Source organism: Streptomyces sp. NPDC002324 (assembly GCF_053593335.1).
In genome coordinates this window covers 38333-56012 of record NZ_JBSFCF010000002.1, presented here as the reverse complement: position 1 = coordinate 56012, position 17680 = coordinate 38333, and the positions used below count along the sequence as shown (strand labels likewise).

The window sequence follows — 17680 nt, the reverse complement described above, 5'->3', positions numbered from 1 at the left end:
AGTCGGCTGCCGTCGAATGGTTTTCGGTACGGACGGGTTCCGGGAGGCGGCCGAAGAGAGATGCTTCACAGGGGGTGCCGGGGGTGAACGGCGCCCGGGCCGGAGCCGTGTTCGGGAAGGCGCAGGCCGCACGGTGCGCGGTGCCCGTGGGGGACCTGGGCGCTCCGTGGCCGGCGCGCCCGTTGTTCCGCTCCCTGTGACTCCCGTGAGACGTTCCGTACGGCATACACGTACATGGGTCGGTTACCGTCGACGAATGCTCGATGCCACCACCCGCTCTGGGGGCACCGCCACGGTTCTTCCCCGGACCGCCGCAACGGAGCTCGCCGTCGCCGCACCCGTCGTCACACCCGTCGCCGTTCCGGCCGTGCCCCTCGGCCGGGCCGCCCGCTGGGGCAGAGTACTGCTCGCGCCGTGGGCGCGGTTCTCGTTTCTCGTGGCGCTGCTCCTGGGCGCCGTGTCGACCGTCCTGCTGTTCGAGCCGCAGCGGCTGCTGGCCGACGGCTGGCCGCCCCAGCTGAGCGGCGCCGCGGCGGTCGTGATGTTCGCGGTGGCGTACGGGCTGTGCACGGTCGCGTTCGTGCCCCGACCGATCCTCAACATCGCGGCGGGTGCCCTCTTCGGTTCCCAGCTGGGTCTGGCCTCGGCGCTCGCGGGCACGGTCCTCGGGGCCGGTGTCGCCTTCGGCCTGGGCCGGATGCTCGGGCAGGACGCGCTGCGTCCCCTGCTGCGGCACCGCTGGCTGAAGTCGGCGGACGGCCAGCTCAGCCGTCACGGCTTCCGCTCGATGCTGGCGGCCCGGCTGTTCCCGGGAGTGCCCTTCTGGGCGGCGAACTACTGCGCGTCCGTCTCCCGAATGGGCTGTCTCCCCTTCCTGCTCGCCACGGCCCTCGGCTCGATCCCGAACACCGCCGCGTACGCGGTCGCCGGCGCCCGGGCCTCGTCCCCGACCTCCCCCGCCTTCCTGATCGCCATGGCCTGCATCGCGGTGCCGGCCCTGGTCGGCGCGGCGCTGGCCTGGCGCAAACGCCACCACCTGCGCGCCCGCTGACCTCATGGGGGCGCGGCCCGCGGGGCCGCGCCCACCCCGGCAGCGCGCGGCCGGCCCCGGCCCGCGCGCGACCGCCGCCCGCTGCTCAGACGGCCTCCAGGACCATCGCGTTGGCCAGCCCGCCGGCCTCGCACATCGTCTGCAGCCCGTAGCGGGCGCCGCGTTCCCGCATGGCGTGCACCAGCGTCGTCGTCAGACGTGTGCCGCTGGCCCCGAGCGGATGGCCGAGGGCGATGGCGCCCCCGTGGACGTTGACCTTCGCCAGGTCGGCGCCCGTCTCCTGCTGCCAGGCGAGGACCACACTGGAGAACGCCTCGTTCACCTCGAAGAGGTCGATGTCGTCGAGGGCCAGCCCGGCCCGCCGGAGCACCTTCTCCGTGGCCGGCACGACACCTGTGAGCATCAGCAGCGGATCCGAGCCGGTGACGGCGAAGCTGTGCAGCCGGGCGAGCGGGCGCAGGCCGAGCCGGGCCGCCGTCTCCGAGGACGTGATGAGGACGGCCGAGGCACCGTCGTTGACGGGGCTCGCGTTCCCCGCGGTGACGTTCCACTCGATCTGCGGGAACCGCTCGGCGAACCCGGGGTCGTGGAAGGCGGGCCGAAGTCCGGCGAGGATCTCGGGTGTGGTGCCGGGCCGTACGCACTCGTCGCGCGTCAGGCCCTCCAGCGGCGCGACCTCGGCGTCGAAGAGGCCGCCGTCCCAGGCCGCGGCGGCCTTGCCGTGGGAGGACACCGCGAAGGCGTCCATCTCGTCCCGGCCGAGCGACCACTTCGCGGCGATCAGCTCGGCGCTGATGCCCTGCGGGACGAGCCCCTCGGGGAAGCGCGCGGCGACACCGGGGCCGAACGGGTCCTTGCCGGGCGGCACGTTGGACCACATCGGCACGCGGCTCATCGACTCCACCCCGCAGGCGACGACCATGTCGTACGCCCCCGACATCACGCCCTGGGCCGCGAAGTGCACGGCCTGCTGGGAGGAGCCGCACTGCCGGTCGACCGTGGTCGCGGGCACCGTGTCCGGGAAGCCCGCCGAGAGGACGGCGTAGCGGGTGGTGTTCATGGCCTGCTCGCCGACCTGGTCGACGGTGCCGCCGATGACGTCGTCGACGAGCGCGGGGTCGACGCCCGCCCGGTCGACGAGGGTGCGCAGCGTGTGGGCGAGGAGTTCCACGGGGTGGACATGGGCCAGGGCGCCGTTCGGCCTGCCCTTGCCGATCGGGGTGCGTACGGCTTCGACGACTACTGCGTCACGCATGGGCGGGCCTCCACGACTGCCGGGGGACTATCAGTGAGTAGGGATTTCAAACTCACCATAGTTCGGCGCGTTGGAAAAGCAAACCCTCCCCTAGACTGGGCGCATGCCCGCCTCCGCAGATCCGCGCCCCTGTTCCATCGCCGACGCCCTGGCGCTCGTCGGTGAGAAGTACTCGCTGCTGGTCCTGCGCGAGGTCTGCCTGGGCAACAGCCGCTTCGACCAGCTGGTCCGCAACATCGGGGCCCCGCGTGACGTACTGGCGACCCGCCTCAGGCGCCTCGTGGACGCGGGGATCCTGCACAAGCACGCCTACAGCGAGCGCCCGCAGCGCTTCGAGTACCGGCCCACGCAGGCGGGTCTCGAACTGGAGCCGGTCCTGATGACACTCATGGCGTGGGGCGACCGTCATCTCCGGAAGGACGACGACCGCCCCATGGTGGTCGAGCACATCTGCGGCAACGAACTGGTGCCGGCGGTCACCTGCACGGCCTGCGGCGGCGCGGTCCGCCACGAGGACCTGATGGCACACCCGCAGTCCCCCGGCTGGTCGGTGTCCGGACCGACGGCGTAGGCCCGCCCGGAGGCGCCGGGTCCGTCAGGTGCCCCGGTAGACGTCCAGCCGCCCGCACATCCCGAACTTCCCGTAAGCCGAGGGCTCCTCGGCCCGTACGACGGCGTCGGCGAGGTGGGACAGGTCCCCCCGCTCCAGCCGGTCCAGCTGCTCCCCCGTCGCGGCGGCGGCGGCCCGCGCCCCCCGCTCCCAGCGCGCCCGCCACTCGGCGAGCCGGGGCCGGACCAGCGCGGCGGCGGCCCGGTGGAACGCGGCGAGCGGCTCGGGGCCGGACGCGTCGCGCAGCGCCCGGTAGCCCTCCAGGGCGAGGTCGCGACGGGCCCGGGCGGCCCGCTCCTGTTCCTCCTTCGGGGCTTCCACCGGGATGCGGGTGGCGGCGGCGTACGTGTCCGGGTCGGTCAGGTACTCCGGGGGCAGCGTGAGCACGGCGTCACCCGCCTCCGGCAGCCCGCTGTTCTGCATGAGGACGGTGATCCGCAGGTCGTCCTCGTTGACCAGCCGGTGGATGGTGCCGGGCGTGAACCGGGCGACCGTCCCCGGCGCGAGCGGCGTGACCTCGTACCCGGAGGTCGTCAGCGTCTGTACGGCCCCCCGCCCGCCGGTGACGACGTACGCCTCCGAACAGGTCAGGTGCATATGGGGAGTTCCGCCGCAGACCCCGTCTGCCGCGGGCCAGTCGTAGACGGCCAGGTGCGAGACGGCGACCCCGCCGGGCAGTCCCTCGTATCCGCTCACCACGGGTGCGCCTTCAGGTACTTGGCGATCTCCTCCCGTTCCCAGGCCCCGTCCGCCACGACGACCCGGTAGCGACGGGTGAGCGTGTCGCCGGGAGCCAGCGCCAGCTCGTCGTAGAAGGCCCAGGAGGGGGCGACGGCGGCGAAGGGCTCGTTGCGGACGAACCAGTGCGCCGGGTGGGCGCCCTCGGCTCCCGTGTGGTCGTTCTCAGGGGCGTGCGCGAAGACGAGCGTGGCGTGTCCGTCGGAGCCGTCGTGCTCGCCCGAGTAGGCCAGCCAGGCGGCCTGCCGCCCCATCAGTTCGGGCCCCGCGGAGTCGGGCCCGATGATCCGCCCGTCCCGGAAGGCACGCGGGCCGCGCCAGAACAGGCCCGTGTATCCGGCCATCTCCCGCCCGGCGGTCGTGGGGCTGCCGAACAGCAGCGGCTCGTCGCGGCGGTTGGTGATCGCGCTCGTCCAGGTCAGCGCCCAGGACCCCGACCCGGTGTCCACGTCGTGGATCTCGATCCGGCGCTCCTCGTCGGCCCACAGCTCACCCGTGTGCGGGTGCCAGGTCAGCCGCTCGGCGATCACGACCCGCTCGCCGTCCGACTCGACGACGTCGAAGCCGGCGTGCGCCATCGAACCGACCCGCTCCGGGAGCGGCAGATACCCCTCCCCGTGCACGTACGAGTTGCCGCCCCACAGGTTCTGGCCCGACAGATGCGAGGCCGTCAGCTGCAGCCCCTTGTGCCAGCGGTGGTCGTTGGGCCGGAAGTCGGTGACGACGTCCCCGGCCAGCGTCCGGACCGGGTGCAGATACGGCTTCGGCGCCTCCCAGGCCGCCTCCGGCCGGTAGACGTAGCTCAACAGCTCGACACCGGTGGTGGGTTCCGTGACCGTGATCCGGTCGCCGTGGGCGTGGACGACGCGCAGCCCGTCGTGGAAGGTCATGCCGTGGTCTCCTCGGTCGCGTCGGCGGACACCTGGACGGTTCCGGGCGCCCACCCGGGGGCGCCGCCGTGCATGGCGGTGTAGTACGGATCGCCGGGCCCGATCTCCCCACGCCGCACGGTCACGTCGGTGAACGCCGACTTGTACAGGGCGGCGATCAGCTCCAGGCTCGTACGCCCGTCGGCGCCGCTGCTGCGCGGCCGCTCGCCGGCCCGCATGCTCGCCACGAGCTCGCGCAGCTGCGCCAGGTGCGAGCTGGGCACGTCCTCGCCGAAGTCCCGCCAGGCCGCCGCGTCGGCCTCCGGGGTCCCCGGGGCGGGGGTGACGGACCAGTCGGCGTTGGAGTGGCCGTACAGATGGGTCAGTTCGACGGTGGCGCGCTCGCAGTCGATGCGGATGCGGCTGACCTCGTCGGGGCTGAGGACGCTGTTGACGACGGTGGCCAGGGCGCCGCTCTCGAAGCGCACGAGGGCCGTGGAGACGTCCTCGGTCTCCACGTCGTGGACCAGCCGGCCGGCCATCGCCCGGACCTCGCTCCACGGGCCGAGCAGATCGAGCAGCAGGTCCATCTGGTGGATGCCGTGCCCCATCGCGGGCCCGCCGCCCTCCGTCGCCCAACGGCCGCGCCAGGGCACCGCGTAGTAGGCGGCGTCCCGATGCCAGGTGGTCTGGCAGTGCGCGACGAGCGGGCGACCGAGGCTCTGCTCGGCGATCAGCTGCCGTACGTGCCGCGCACCGGAGCCGAAGCGGTGCTGGAAGACGATCGAGGCGTACGGCCCGCCGCTGTCCGCCCCCTCCTCCGCCTCGACCGCGTCGAAGTCGGCCAGCGTCGGCACCGGCGGCTTCTCGCACCACACCCAGGCGCCGGCCCGCAGCGCGGCGATCGTCTGGTCCCGGTGCAGGGTCGGCGGGGTGCAGACGCTGACCAGGTCGGGACTCTGCTCCGCCAGCATGCGGTCCAGATCGGTGTAGCCGTGCGGGATACCGTGCTCCGCGCAGAACTTCGCCACCGCGTCGGCGTCGATGTCGACCGCCGCCACGACCTCGGTCTCGCCCTCCTCGGCGAGCCGCGCGAGCGCGGGCAGGTGGGAACCTCCGCCGATGGCGCCGATGCCGATGATCGCCGCACGGACACGCCGGCCGGCGAGCGGGGCCTGCGGTCGGTTCGGCCGGTGGTCCGCAGCCGGGCTCGGGTCGTTGCTGGGTGTGGACATGGACGTGATCAGCACTCCATCGAACGAGACATCGGACATCGGCCAACGCCTGGTGGCGGGGGCTCCGGCGGTGCGGCGGGCCCTCACGACGGCAAGCGCTTTCCCTCGCCAGCAAAGTATGTGCGGACATAGTGACTGGTCAACACCACGGATCCGGCCGTTCCACGCCTCGGGACGCCGACGCTCCACCCGTGCCGCGCACACCCTCCGCCCGCCTGCCGAGCGGCCCTGCGAAACCCCTGTGACAGGCCTGTCCCCACGGGGCGCTAGGCTGCCCCCAGCACCTGTGATCACCCGCCCCGCGGCGCGGCACGTCTTCCGTCGGCCCTCCACGATCAGCGCTTGGACCACGTAACTTCATGTCTTGGTTTGAATCCCTCATCCTCGGACTCGTCCAGGGGCTGACCGAATTCCTCCCCGTCTCCTCCAGCGCGCACCTGCGCCTGACCGCGGCCTTCTCCGGCTGGGAGGACCCGGGCGCGGCCTTCACCGCGATCACCCAGATCGGCACCGAGGCCGCCGTGCTGATCTACTTCCGCAAGGACATCGCCAACATCATCTCGGCGTGGTCGCGCTCGCTGTTCAACAAGGAGATGCGCCGCGACCACGACGCCCAGATGGGGTGGCTGGTGATCGTCGGCTCCATCCCGATCGGTGTCCTCGGCGTGACCCTCAAGGACCAGATCGAGGGCCCGTTCCGTGATCTGCGCCTCACGGCGACCATGCTCATCGTCATGGGCATCGTCCTGGGCGTCGCGGACCGCCTGGCGGCCCGCGACGAGACGGGCGGCAAGCACCGCGCCGCCCGGGAGCGCAAGAGCCTCGAACAGCTCAGCGTCAAGGACGGCCTGATCTTCGGCCTCTGCCAGGCCATGGCCCTCATCCCCGGCGTCTCCCGCTCCGGCGCCACCATCAGCGGCGGCCTCCTCATGGGCTACAAGCGCGAGGCCGCGGCCCGCTACTCCTTCCTGCTCGCCATCCCGGCCGTGATCGCCTCGGGCGGCTACGAGTTGAAGGACGCGATGGAGGGCGGCCACGTCTCCTGGGGACCGACGATCTTCGCCACGATCATCGCCTTCTTCGTGGGCTACGCGGTCATCGCGTGGTTCATGAAGTTCATCTCCACCAAGAGCTTCATGCCGTTCGTCTGGTACCGCATCGCGCTCGGCATCGTCATCGTCGTCCTGGTGTCCATGGGCGTGCTGAGCCCGCACGCGGGCGAGTCGGCGGGCTGAGGCGGGCCGAGGCGGGCCGATCCGCGCCGGCATGATCGGACCGTTCCGTCCCGACTCCCTTCCGTGACCAACCACATACGGCATCCGTAGCCGCCCCGTAGCGCACTGTCAGCCGGGGCGCCTACTCTTGTCGACATGTCCCCCGATCCCCTTGTCCGTGGTTCCGTGCGGTCCGCCGACGACCTGAACGACCGGATCCGAGCGCTGTGGCGGCGCGCCGGCGCGTCGCTGTCGGCCCAGGAGCGGGCCGAGTACGAGCTGTTGGTCGCGGAGTGGGCCGCGGCGATACGCGCGGACGTCGTCGAAGCCGCGTGAACCCGCACGGCAAGTCGAGCATCGCTGCGGAACTGCTCCGCGTCCTCGACGAACCGTCCTTCCACGATGACGCCGCCCCCCGCGGCCGCCGGCATGGCCGCCGCGGGCAACCTGGTCGTCATGGACCACGTCCTGAGCGCGGAATGGCGCCTGCGGGACTGCCTCGACCTCTTCGTGCCGCAGGACGTGGTGTTCGTCGGGGTGCACTGTCCTCGCGCCGAACTCGAACGCCGCGAGCGGCAGCGGGGCGACCGGCCACCGGGACTGGCCGCGCAGCAGCAGGCCCAGGTCCACGCGCACGGCCTCTACGACGCCGAGTGCGACACGAGCCGGGCGGATCCGCCGCAATGCGCGGCCCGCATCAAGGACTTCCTGTCCCACAGACCGACACCGCCCGCGTTCCAACGCCTACGCGACGAACGGGACACTTCCGGCTGACCGCACCCCGGACAGGGGCGCGGGGAACCGCGTGACCACACCCCGGACAGGGGCGCGGGGAACCGCGTGACCACACCCCGGACAGGGGCGCGGGCAACCACCGGCCGACCTGCCCCCGACAGGGGCGCGGGGAACCGCGCGAGCGACCACCCACAAGCGGCAGTCGACCGACACCCCGGGCCTACCCGCACGACCCGCACGACCCGCAGACGGACCGCGAACCCCACCCCCACGCCGCGTCAGCGACCGCCCGACACCCGCAGCACCGCACCCGTGGTGTACGACGCCTCCGGGGACATGAGCCAGGCGATGGCCGAGGCGATCTCGTCGGCGCGGCCGGGGCGCCGCAGCGGTACGGACGCGGCGATACGGTCGGCGCGCTCCGGGTCCCCCATCCGCGCGTGGATCTCCGTGTCGATCACCCCGGGCGCCACCGCGTTGACCCGGATGCCGTCCGGCCCGAGTTCCTTCGCGAGCCCCGTCGTCAGCGCGTCGACCGCGGCCTTGGTCGCCGCGTAGTGGACGTACTCGCCGGGGCTGCCCAGCGTGGCCGCCGCCGAGGACACGTTCACTATGACGCCGCCCCCCGCGGCCGCCATCACCTTGGCCGCCCGCCTCGAACACAGCAGCACGCCGAGGAGGTTGACCTCGACCACCCGCCGCAGCACCTCCGTGTCGGTGTCCGCCAGCCTGCCGAAGGGGCCGGTCACCCCGGCGTTGTTGACCAGCCCCGTCACCGGTCCGATCCGGTCGGCCGCCGTCTCGAACAGCCGGTCCACGTCGGCCTCCACCGAGGTGTCCGCCCTGACCGTGACACAGCGCGCCCCGTTCGCCCGTGCCCCCGTCGCGATCCACTCGGCGGCCGCCCCGTCGTGCACGTAGCCCACGACCACGTCGTGCCCGTCCGCCGCGAGCCGCAGACAGGTCGCGGCGCCGATCCCCCGGCTCCCACCCGTGACCACCGTGACCGGTCGTGACATCCCAACCCCCCTGAAGCGAACGTGGTCCACGCGGTCGCGCGGCCACCGAAGACCCGGCGATCGATCATCCTACGATCGCCGCCCGATCGGCGGCTCACAACGAGGGCAACCATTCCGGCCCCGGCGGCAACCCAAGAGTGGAAGGCTCCTCCACACGAGCCCCACACACCTCACACCTTCCCCCGAACCACACTTTTCCGGACCCGCTCCTCCTCCCCCGAACCACGCACGGAACCGAAGGATTTGAACGTGGCAGCCCGTTCCCATCGCTCCTCCCCCCGGCCCAAGCGGCGCACCGCCCTCATATCCGTCGCCGCTGTCGCGGCCGCCGGACTCGCCGCGTCGCTCGTCATCGCCTTCGGCCCCGACCGCGGAAGCGACACCGAGGCCGCCGGGAAGGTCGGCGCCGCACCCGTCGCCACCACCTCCGAGGCGACCGCACCCTCTTCCGAGGCACCGAAGCGGAAGCCCTCCGCCACGCCCTCGAAGTCCCCGTCCCCGTCGCCCTCGACATCCGGACCCACCCGGTCGGCGTCTCCGACCACCGACGCCACCCCGCCGTCACCCGCCACCACCCGCCAGGGCGGATCCGCCTCGGGACAGCCGGCCGGGCGGATCCGTCCCGGGGTCGAGTACCAGGGGATCGCCACCTTCTACGACTCCGACGGCAGCGGAGCCTGCTCGTACGACCCCAGTGACGACGTCATGACGGCGGCGATGAACACCACCGACTACGAGGTCTCCCAGGCCTGCGGGGCCTACGTGCGCGTCCGCGCGGCGAGCGGCGCCGCCATCACCGTCCGGATCACCAACGAGTGCCCGGCGCCCTGCAAACCCGGCCAGCTCGACCTCAGCGCACAGGCCTTCGCCAAGCTGGCCACCCCGTCCCAGGGCCAGATCCCGATCACCTGGAGCCTGGTCAGCCCGGACACGTCCGAGCGGATCTCGATCCGGTACAAGACGGGTTCCAGCCAGTACTGGTGCGGCATTCAGGTGATCGGTCACCGCAACCCGGTGGCCCGGCTGGAGGTACGCGCCGGCGGGGCCTGGACCCGACTGCCCCGTACCGAGTACAACTACTTCCTCTCCGAGCAGGGCGGCGGGTGCGGGGGCGCGCTCAGGATCACCGACATCTACGGGGAGCGGCTGACCGTCGACGGGCCGGCGGTACGGCCGAACGTCGTACAGCCGACCGGGGTGCAGTTCACCGCGCGCTGACCCCGCCGTCCTTCTTCCGCACCGCGAACGGCTCGCGGGGTCGATCGGCCGGACAGCGCAAGCTCGCGCGCGAGCGACCCCGGTCCAGCCGATGCTGAGGGTGTCCTGCCCACCGATCCTCCCGGGACCCTCATGTCACTCACCCCCGCTTCCCGCCCGCACAGCCGTACGCGTACCCGTACGCGCACCCGTACGGGTCCTCGCTCCCGCCGCGGTCTGCGCCTGTCCCTCGTCGCTCTGCTCGGCGCGTCCTGCCTGGGCGGCCTGCTCCTGGCCCCCGCGGCGGGCGCCGCCGACGACACCGTCCCGGGGCACGGCTCCGGCGGGAGCGAGCAGACCCTGCAACAGCAGCTCGAAGAACTGGTCGGCGCTCCCGGAGGGCCGCCAGGTGTGATCGTCGTCCTGCAACGGGACCGTACGTCACGCGTCCTGCGCGCCGGGGTCGCCGACCTGGAGACCGGCCGTCCGATCGAGCCCACCGACCACATGCGGATCGCCAGTACGGCGAAGGCGTTCAGCGGAGCCGTGGCACTGAGCCTGGTGCGGCGGGGTGCGCTCGGCCTCGACAGCACCATCGGCCGCACCCTGCCCCGTCTGCCGCGCGCCTGGCGGTCGGTCACCTTGCGCCAGTTGCTGAACCACACCAGCGGACTGCCGGACTACAGCGAGGACCCGGAGTTCCTGGAACTGCTGCTCGCGGACCCGCGCCGCACCTTCGACCCGCGCCGGCTGCTGGACTTCGTCGCGGACGAACCGCTGCGCTTCCGCCCCGGCTCCCGGTACCGGTACTCCAACTCCGACAACATCGCCGTCGCCCTGATGGCGGAGGCGGTGACCCGCCGGCCGTACGAGGAGCTGCTGAGCCGGCTCGTGTACCGGCCGCTCGGCCTGACCGACACCAGCCTGCCGCTGGGTTACGAGATGCCGGAGCCGTACATGCACGGCTACGCCGTCGAGCCGCCCGCGCCGCCGGAGGACGTCAGTGAAGCGCTGAGCGCGTCCGGTGTCTGGGCCTCGGGCGGGATCGTCTCCACCCCGCGTGACATGACCAGGTTCATCCGCGGCTACGCCGCCGGGGAGCTGACGTCGAGATCCGTTCTGCGCGAGCAGCGCCGCTGGATCGAGGGGGCGTCCGAACCGGCCGGCCCCGGCCGCAACAGGGCGGGACTCGCCATCTTCCGATACGACACCCGCTGCGGGGTGGTGCTGGGGCACACCGGGAACTTCCCCGGCTACACCCAGCTGATCGCCGCGACCCCCGACGGCCGCAGATCCCTCACCTTCTCGCTCACCACCCAGGTGAACAGGAGCCTCGCCCCCGGCCTCCTGGAGCGGCTCCGCGCGGTCGAGGAGAACGCGGTCTGCGAACTGCTCGGCCGAAGGGGCGACTGACCCTCCCGACAGAGCGGAGACGTCTACCGCTTTTCAGCCAGGCGCCGTAGCATCCCGAGGATGTTCGCATCGTCAACTCGGCTTGCACGCAAGCCGAGTTGAGGGCGAGTGACGCGTGGGGGGAGTCGCGATGATGGCCCGGAACCTCTGGGACGAGATCCCGTCGACAGTGCCGGCAGCGGCGGCGGAACGACAGCTCGGGGACGGCCGATATGCCTTCCGCGCACGGACGAGTGCGGTGTCCTGGTGGGGCTCCTTCATGCTCCTCCTGGTCACCGCGTTCTGCGTGATGATGGTCTTCGTCATCAGCGGTGAGAGCGAGTGGACCAACGCGATCCTCTTCATCGTCCTCGGCGGATGCGCCTTCTTCGGGGCGATCGCCGTTCCGCTGGCCGCACTGTTCAGACCCGTCACCTGGTGTGCCGTGTTCGAGGACGGGGTGGTCTACCAGTACGGTTCGCGGCCACCGATCGCCGGGTCCTGGGACGAGATCACCGGATGCCGACGCCATGCGACGCAGCACGAACGCAACGGGGTCACCGTGTCGACCACGCATTCCGTGTACGTCCAGACGCCGGCCGGCAACTTCATGGTGTCGGGCGACACGCCGGAGGCGCAGCACCTGGGCACCCTCATCGCGGACGGCTGGCTCGCGGTACAGAGCCAGGGCGCGGAGGAGGACGCGAGGGCGCGACTGGCCGAACTCGGCACGCTGTTGGAGACCGGGGGACGGGCGGCATTCGGCCCCTTCACGGTGAGCCTGGCCGGGCTGGAGCACTCCGGCCGTGTCCTGCCCTGGGAGACGATCAGCGAAGTCGATCTGATGGGGTCGACCATCCACGTCCTGGTCACCGGTGAGCGCAAACCGGCGGCGCGGGAGCCGGTCTCCGACGTGGCGGACAGCGTCCTGTTTCTCGCCGTCGCGGACGCCCTACGGCGATCGGCGCGGCAACCGGCGCAGTGAGCGGTCCCCCGGCACGCACCGCCGCCGCCCGTCGGCAGCGCGCCCGCTCCGCGGGTCTCGTCACCGCAGATGGCCCAGCGCGTCCTCCGCCACCGGAAACGGCCGCTCCACCGGCAACGACGCGGCCGCCCGGTCCGGTTCCCCCGCACGCACATGACCGTGCACCTCCCGGGCGAGCGGCGTCACGTCCTCGATCCGGCTCGATCGAGCCGAACCGAGAGCCGGTCCGCTCCCTGGAAGGCGCCGGAGCCCTGCGAACTGGCAGAATGCCGGGCGCGGACGCGCCCGGCATGACGCATCGACGTTCAGGAGCCGCCGAGCTCCTTGCGCCACGAGTCGAAGTCGAGCTCCTGGGATCCGAACTCTTCCAGCCAGTTGACGAACCGGGCGCCGTACTTCTTGCCGCCCGACCCCAGGATCTCGTCCGCTTCCGCTTCGGTGGGCGGGGTCAGGTCGAACGTCTCCTTCATCCAAGCCATGTACGCCTCGTGCCCAGGGCTGTGCTCCTCGTCGGGGTCCGCCTCGCGCTCCTCGTCCCAAGAGATGAACGACTCGTCGTCGATCGCGAGCAGCCGGAACAGGTTCCGCAGGCCCTCGATGATGTCGAGATCACCTTCGTCACCGAAGCGGATGACAGGAAGTGTGGCGAGGTCGGTGCGGTCGTCGCAGTGCCACAGGGCGTAGAACGAACCCGAACCGGTGGCCTGCGCGAAGGGGGTGAGCCGGTCGAGGTGGCCCCGCACCTCCTCTTCCCGCCCCTCAAGACACAACCACTCCACCAGGCCGGCGTCGGGTTGGGCGTACTCGTAGAACTCGAATCCATCCGAGAAGTAGTCCTCTCCAGGGCCGTCGGAGAACTCCTTGAGCAGATTCAGTTCGGGAATGGGCGAGTAGGCGTCGGCCATGGCATCTCCGGTGCGGAGTCGAATAGGTGAGATATGCGGTGCGCACGCTATCGCCCGGGACTGACACCGATGGCTGCCCTGTTCGAAAAATAGGCACTACTAACGCAAATCTACCCACCCTCTCGCGCCCAGGCTGACCACGCGTGCGAACACCAGGCCCGCATCATGCGTGCCCACATCAAGCGCCCCGCCAACAAGTCGCTCAAGACGGCCGAAGCCGGGTGAACAAGCCTGGCTCGGTCTCGGTCAGGACCCCGCGGTCGGCCGGCCGCTTGAGCTTGAGGCGGACGTTGTTGATGTTGTTGGGAACTCCGCCATGATGTACAGCCCCCGACAACCCGCACGTTGCTGCGTCCGACGTGCACCGTCGCAATGGGCGACGGTCGAAAATCGTTGGCCTGCCGACCTGGACGACTCCACGCTGTACGCCATGGAAGAACCGCACCGCAGGATCCGCGCGCTTCACACGGCGTCGACGATCACCGTCTACCAGGCGTACTCCCCTGGAATCGGGCTGCCCGCCATCCGCGACGGCCGCTTTCCCGCCGCGTGGAAGCCTGACCGCATGACGTGGATCAAACCCAGTTTCATGTGGATGATGTACCGCTCCGGCTGGGGCATGAAGGAGGGTCAGGAGACCGTTCTCGCCATCGAGATCACTCGCGACGGCTTCGACTGGGCGCTGCGCCATGCCTGCCTGTCGCATTACGTCCGCGGACTGCATCCCGATCGCGACACCTGGCAGCGTGACCTCAAGCGCGCACCGGCCCGTGTCCAGTGGGATCCCGAACGCGATCTGCACCTGCGTCCCCTGCCGTACCGCTCGCTGCAACTGGGGCTCTCGGGTGAGGCATCGTCGCGTTACGCGGACGAGTGGATCGTGTCCATCGGCGACGTCACCCCGCTCGCCCACGAGATCCACGCACTCGTCAGGGACGGCGAACCGGACTCGGCTGCCCGACTGCTCCCCCAGGAACAGGAGTACCCCGCCAGTGCAGAACTCCTGGCCCACCTGTGTCCCTGACCGGCACTCCGGGCACAGCCGCCGGCATCACCCACGGGTCGCATGGCGGCGAGGGTCTGTGAACGCTGCTTGATGATCCAGGTCATCCGGTCCCGCTTCCACCCGGCCGGAAAACGACCGTGGCGTGTGGCGGGGCCGGCGATCCGCGGGCTGTACGCCTGGTGGACGGTGACCGTGTCGGCGGTGTGCCGGGCACGGATACGGAACCTGGGCTCGCTCTCCGCGAGGTGTTGATCCCTGACATATCCCCCATCCGCGCGCACGCCCCTTGGCGTGGCGCGTCTCCTGCCCCAACACTGAGCCGATGACACAGCGCGTGGAACTCGCGACGGTGATGGACCGACTCGCCGTCGACGGCCTGATCACCGAGTACGCGGTGGCGGTGGACGACGGCGACTGGACGGCCTACCGGGAACTGTTCGCGCCGGGGGGACGCGCGGACTACCGCTCGGCCGGCGGCATCGAGGGCGACGCCTCGCAGGTGGCCGGATGGCTGGCCCGGAGCATGGAGCTGTTCCCGATGCGGCAGCATCTGATCGTCAACCGCCGGGTGCGCTTCGGGTATCTGGAGCAGGACACCGGCGACACCGCCCAGGTCCAGGCGGACTACATCAACCCGATGCGCTTCGCGGGCCACGACGGCGGATCCACCGCACCCGACTTCGTCTGCGGCGGCCGCTACGCGTTCACCGTGACCCGCACCCCCGACGGCTGGCGCCTGCGCGAGGTCCTCGTCCAGGAGAAATGGCGCCGCGCCCCGGAGGGCCTCACCCCCGCCCAGCGGCCTTCCCCGGCCTGAGCGCGCCCCGGCCCGACCACCGACGGGGCGGGGCCGAAGGTCCGCCACTCGGCCCCACCGCGTTCCCCTCCCCGGCCTCCGAACCACCCCACCCGTACCGAGCGCACCACCCCGCCCCGCCCACGCCCCCTGTCGGAGATCGTCCCCGGCGCGCACACTGGAGGGACGCTCAGTGGCGGGAGGGAGGCGCTGTATGCAGACGCCGGACTGGGTCGCCTCCCCGTGGCGGCGACGGTCGGCCGTCGTCGTGGCGGGTGCTCTGCCCGTGCTCGCCTTCCCGGCGCCGGGTCTGTGGTGGGCTGCCTACGCGGCGCTGGTGCCGTGGATCCTGCTGATCCGCACGGCCCCGACCGGGCGCAGGGCGGCGTACGACGGCTGGCTCGGCGGCTTCGCGTTCATGCTCGCGATGCACCACTGGCTGCTGCCGAACCTCCACGTCTTCACCTTCCTCATCGCCGGCCTGCTGGGCGCGTTGTGGGCGCCCTGGGCATGGCTGACGCGCCGGTTCCTGGCCGGTACGCCCTCGCCGGGGCGGGTCGCCGCCGCGCTGCTGGTCGTTCCGTCGGGCTGGCTGATGATCGAACTGGTCCGCTCCTGGCAGGGTCTGGGCGGGCCGTGGGGCCTGTTGGGGTCCAGCCAGTGGCCGGTGGAGCCGGCGCTGCGGCTGGCCTCGGTCGGCGGGGTCTGGCTGCTCAGCTTCCTGGTCGTGACCGTCAACGTCGCGGCGGCCGTACTGGTCTCGGTACGCGCCTCCCGGGCGCCGGCGCTCGCCGGTCTCGTCGCTGCGGCCGTCGCGACGTCGGCGGTGTGGCTGTGGTCGCCGCGACCCGACGTGCGGGGCGACGTGCGCGTCGCCGTCGTCCAGCCCGGTGTGACCGACGGCCCCGACGCCCGGTTCGCCCGTGAGGAGGCGCTCACCCGGCGGCTCGCCGGGCGGGACGTCGACCTGATCGTGTGGGGCGAGAGCAGTGTCGGTGCCGACCTGGCCGACCGCCCGGATCTGTCCGACCGGATCGCCGCGCTGGCCCGTGCGACGCACACCGACATCCTCGTGAACGTCGACGCCCGCCGCTCCGACCGCCCCGGCATCTACAAGAGTTCGGTGCTCGTCGGCCCCGACGGTCCCACCGGCGACCGGTACGACAAGATGCGTCTCGTGCCGTTCGGTGAGTACATCCCGATGCGCTCGCTGCTCGGCTGGGCCACCTCGGTCGGCGAAGCGGCCGGCGAGGACCGCCGCCGCGGCACCGAGCAGGTCGTGTTCGACGCCGGGAAGGGGCTGCGGATCGGCCCCATGGTCTGCTTCGAGTCCGCTTTCCCGGACATGAGCCGCCATCTCGCCCGGGACGGCGCCCAGTTGCTGCTCGCGCAGTCGGCGACCTCGTCGTTCCAGCAGAGCTGGGCGCCCGAGCAGCACGCCTCGCTGGCCGCGTTGCGGGCAGCCGAGACCGGCCGCCCCATGGTCCACGCGACGCTCACCGGCGTCTCGGCGGTGTACGGCCCGGACGGCGGGCGGGTGGGCGCGTGGCTGGGCACGGACGAGAGCCGGGCGGCGGTGTACGAGGTGCCGCTGGCCGACGGCACGACGCCGTACGTCCGCTTCGGCGACTGGCCGGTCCACGCGGCACTGCTGGTCCTGGTCGTGTGGGGCGCCTTCGAGGGCGTACGGGCCATGCGGCTGAGGCGGGGGACGGGGCCTCGGCCGGCCGCACATCAGGCGGCGGACCGGTCCTCGACCGCCCGAACCACCCGCTCGCACAGTGCATGAGTCGCCAGCGCGTCCCGGGCGCTGAGCACCCTGCCCGCGCTCACGGTGTCGAGGAAGGCGAGGACGGCCTGCTCGATGCCGCGCTGCCGGGACACGGGCACCCAGTCGCCGCGCCGCCGCACGGACGGCTGCCCCTTGTGGTCGACGACCTCGGCGAGATTCAGCACCTGCCGCTTGGTGTCCTGCCCGGAGACTTCGAGGATCTCCTCCGCCGAACCACTGAGCCGGTTCATCACGCCCAGCGCGGTGAACCCGGCCCCGGAGAGCTGCAGCACCACGTGGTGCAGCAGCCCGCCCTCGGTGCGGGCACGCACGGTCACGTCCTCGATCTCCCCCGGCACCAGGAACCGCAGGGTGTCGACGACATGGATGAAGTCGTCCAGGATCATCAGGCGCGGCAGTTCGGGCAGACCGATGCGGTTTTTCTGCATGATGATCAACTCGCGCGGATGGTCGGCGCATTGGGCGTACCCGGGCGCGTACCGCCGGTTGAAGCCCACGGCGAGCCCCACGTTCCGCTCCTCCGCGAGCCGTACGAGCCGTTCGGAGGCGTCGAGTTCGTACGCGAGCGGCTTGTCGACGTACGTCGGCACACCCGCCTCGATCAGCCGCTCCACGATCTCGGGGTGGACCGCGGTCGGCGCGTGCACGAAGGCCGCGTCCAGGCCCTGGGCGAGCAGCGCGTCGAGATCGGTGTGCCGCTGTCCCTCCGGGACACGCAGGGCGTCGGCGACTCGGGTGAGCGTGGCGGGGGTCCGCGTCTGCAGATGGAGTTCGAGCCCCGGTTGGGTGCCGAGCACCGGCAGATACGCCTTCTGCGCGATGTCGCCGAGCCCGATGCAGCCGACCTTCACTGGGGTCTCCCGTCCTCGGTGTGCCGTCGT

Annotated in this window: 18 protein-coding genes and 2 pseudogenes; 11 read left to right on the top strand and 9 right to left on the bottom strand. The window is 71.7% G+C overall.

Annotated elements, in window-relative coordinates:
• Positions 1-256: 256 nt before the first annotated feature.
• Positions 257-1051 carry a TVP38/TMEM64 family protein gene (locus ACWCRJ_RS03260; protein WP_450937655.1) on the top strand — a complete coding sequence of 265 codons (795 nt, stop codon included), beginning with the start codon at positions 257-259 and terminating at the stop codon, positions 1049-1051.
• Positions 1052-1136: 85 nt separating this feature from the next.
• Here ACWCRJ_RS03260 and ACWCRJ_RS03255 read toward each other — a convergent pair whose 3' ends face one another.
• Positions 1137-2306, bottom strand: coding sequence for a thiolase family protein (locus ACWCRJ_RS03255; protein WP_450937654.1), 1170 nt, complete (start codon positions 2304-2306; stop codon positions 1137-1139).
• Positions 2307-2409: 103 nt separating this feature from the next.
• Between ACWCRJ_RS03255 and ACWCRJ_RS03250 the strand changes: the two genes are divergently transcribed.
• Positions 2410-2877: a winged helix-turn-helix transcriptional regulator gene (locus tag ACWCRJ_RS03250; protein ID WP_450937653.1), complete on the top strand. Its 468-nt coding sequence runs from the start codon at positions 2410-2412 to the stop codon at positions 2875-2877.
• A 24-nt stretch (positions 2878-2901) separates the two neighbouring features.
• On the opposite strand, the gene ACWCRJ_RS03245 is transcribed toward ACWCRJ_RS03250, so the two are convergent.
• The 3 genes from ACWCRJ_RS03245 to ACWCRJ_RS03235 are packed head-to-tail and all read right to left on the bottom strand — an operon-like array spanning position 2902 to position 5758.
• Positions 2902-3615, bottom strand: coding sequence for a cupin domain-containing protein (locus tag ACWCRJ_RS03245; protein WP_450937652.1), 714 nt, complete (start codon positions 3613-3615; stop codon positions 2902-2904).
• On the bottom strand, positions 3609-4544 hold the full coding sequence (locus ACWCRJ_RS03240; RefSeq protein ID WP_450937651.1) for a DUF6807 domain-containing protein: 936 nt from the start codon (positions 4542-4544) through the stop codon (positions 3609-3611). Before ACWCRJ_RS03240 ends, ACWCRJ_RS03245 begins: the two co-directional genes overlap by 7 nt.
• Positions 4541-5758, bottom strand: coding sequence for a Gfo/Idh/MocA family protein (locus ACWCRJ_RS03235; protein WP_450937650.1), 1218 nt, complete (start codon positions 5756-5758; stop codon positions 4541-4543). Before ACWCRJ_RS03235 ends, ACWCRJ_RS03240 begins: the two co-directional genes overlap by 4 nt.
• Before the next feature lie 359 nt (positions 5759-6117).
• On the opposite strand from ACWCRJ_RS03235, the gene ACWCRJ_RS03230 reads away from it, so the two are divergent.
• The 3 genes and pseudogenes from ACWCRJ_RS03230 (at position 6118) to ACWCRJ_RS03220 (ending at position 7746) form a co-directional block, all read left to right on the top strand.
• A complete protein-coding gene (locus ACWCRJ_RS03230; RefSeq protein WP_450937649.1) occupies positions 6118-6993 on the top strand; it encodes an undecaprenyl-diphosphate phosphatase in 876 nt (291 codons plus the stop codon).
• Between the two features lie 135 nt (positions 6994-7128).
• On the top strand, positions 7129-7308 hold the full coding sequence (locus ACWCRJ_RS03225) for a hypothetical protein (RefSeq protein ID WP_450937648.1): 180 nt from the start codon (positions 7129-7131) through the stop codon (positions 7306-7308).
• A pseudogene (locus tag ACWCRJ_RS03220) lies at positions 7266-7746 on the top strand (phosphotransferase-like protein). The gene ACWCRJ_RS03225 and the pseudogene ACWCRJ_RS03220 overlap by 43 nt, the downstream one beginning before the upstream one ends.
• 239 nt (positions 7747-7985) lie before the next feature.
• Here ACWCRJ_RS03220 and ACWCRJ_RS03215 read toward each other — a convergent pair.
• Entirely contained in the window at positions 7986-8726 is a 741-nt protein-coding gene (locus ACWCRJ_RS03215) for an SDR family NAD(P)-dependent oxidoreductase (RefSeq protein WP_046919543.1), read from the bottom strand.
• 249 nt (positions 8727-8975) lie between these two features.
• Here ACWCRJ_RS03215 and ACWCRJ_RS03210 point away from each other — a divergent pair, with 249 nt between their 5' ends.
• From ACWCRJ_RS03210 to ACWCRJ_RS03200, 3 genes are all read left to right on the top strand, one after another.
• Positions 8976-9944, top strand: coding sequence for an expansin EXLX1 family cellulose-binding protein (locus ACWCRJ_RS03210; protein ID WP_450937647.1), 969 nt, complete (start codon positions 8976-8978; stop codon positions 9942-9944).
• 132 nt (positions 9945-10076) lie between these two features.
• Positions 10077-11336 carry a serine hydrolase domain-containing protein gene (locus ACWCRJ_RS03205; RefSeq protein WP_450937646.1) on the top strand — a complete coding sequence of 420 codons (1260 nt, stop codon included), beginning with the start codon at positions 10077-10079 and terminating at the stop codon, positions 11334-11336.
• A gap of 130 nt (positions 11337-11466) precedes the next feature.
• The gene (locus ACWCRJ_RS03200; RefSeq protein WP_450937645.1) at positions 11467-12300 is read left to right on the top strand and encodes a DUF6585 family protein; all 834 of its coding nucleotides are present in this window, start codon (positions 11467-11469) and stop codon (positions 12298-12300) included.
• 60 nt (positions 12301-12360) lie between these two features.
• Here ACWCRJ_RS03200 and ACWCRJ_RS03195 read toward each other — a convergent pair whose 3' ends face one another.
• Positions 12361-12486, bottom strand: a complete 126-nt coding sequence (locus tag ACWCRJ_RS03195) for a hypothetical protein (RefSeq protein ID WP_450937644.1) — start codon at positions 12484-12486, stop codon at positions 12361-12363.
• Positions 12487-12605: 119 nt separating this feature from the next.
• Positions 12606-13205 (bottom strand): hypothetical protein, encoded by a 600-nt coding sequence (locus ACWCRJ_RS03190; protein ID WP_450937643.1) that lies wholly within the window; start codon positions 13203-13205, stop codon positions 12606-12608.
• A 430-nt stretch (positions 13206-13635) separates the two neighbouring features.
• Between ACWCRJ_RS03190 and ACWCRJ_RS03185 the strand changes: the two genes are divergently transcribed.
• Complete coding sequence (locus ACWCRJ_RS03185) at positions 13636-14229, top strand: DUF4291 domain-containing protein (RefSeq protein WP_450937642.1); 594 nt, start codon at positions 13636-13638, stop codon at positions 14227-14229.
• Between the two features lie 74 nt (positions 14230-14303).
• On the opposite strand, the pseudogene ACWCRJ_RS03180 reads toward ACWCRJ_RS03185, so the two are convergent.
• Positions 14304-14492, bottom strand: a pseudogene (locus ACWCRJ_RS03180) (DUF4291 family protein); the annotation flags it as partial.
• Positions 14493-14533: 41 nt separating this feature from the next.
• Here ACWCRJ_RS03180 and ACWCRJ_RS03175 point away from each other — a divergent pair.
• Positions 14534-15028 carry a nuclear transport factor 2 family protein gene (locus ACWCRJ_RS03175; RefSeq protein ID WP_450937641.1) on the top strand — a complete coding sequence of 165 codons (495 nt, stop codon included), beginning with the start codon at positions 14534-14536 and terminating at the stop codon, positions 15026-15028.
• Between the two features lie 193 nt (positions 15029-15221).
• Positions 15222-16796, top strand: coding sequence for an apolipoprotein N-acyltransferase (gene lnt / locus ACWCRJ_RS03170; RefSeq protein ID WP_450937640.1), 1575 nt, complete (start codon positions 15222-15224; stop codon positions 16794-16796).
• On the opposite strand, the gene ACWCRJ_RS03165 is transcribed toward lnt, so the two are convergent.
• Positions 16742-17650, bottom strand: a complete 909-nt coding sequence (locus ACWCRJ_RS03165; RefSeq protein ID WP_450937639.1) for a Gfo/Idh/MocA family protein — start codon at positions 17648-17650, stop codon at positions 16742-16744. The genes lnt and ACWCRJ_RS03165 overlap by 55 nt on opposite strands.
• Positions 17651-17680 lie beyond the last annotated feature (30 nt).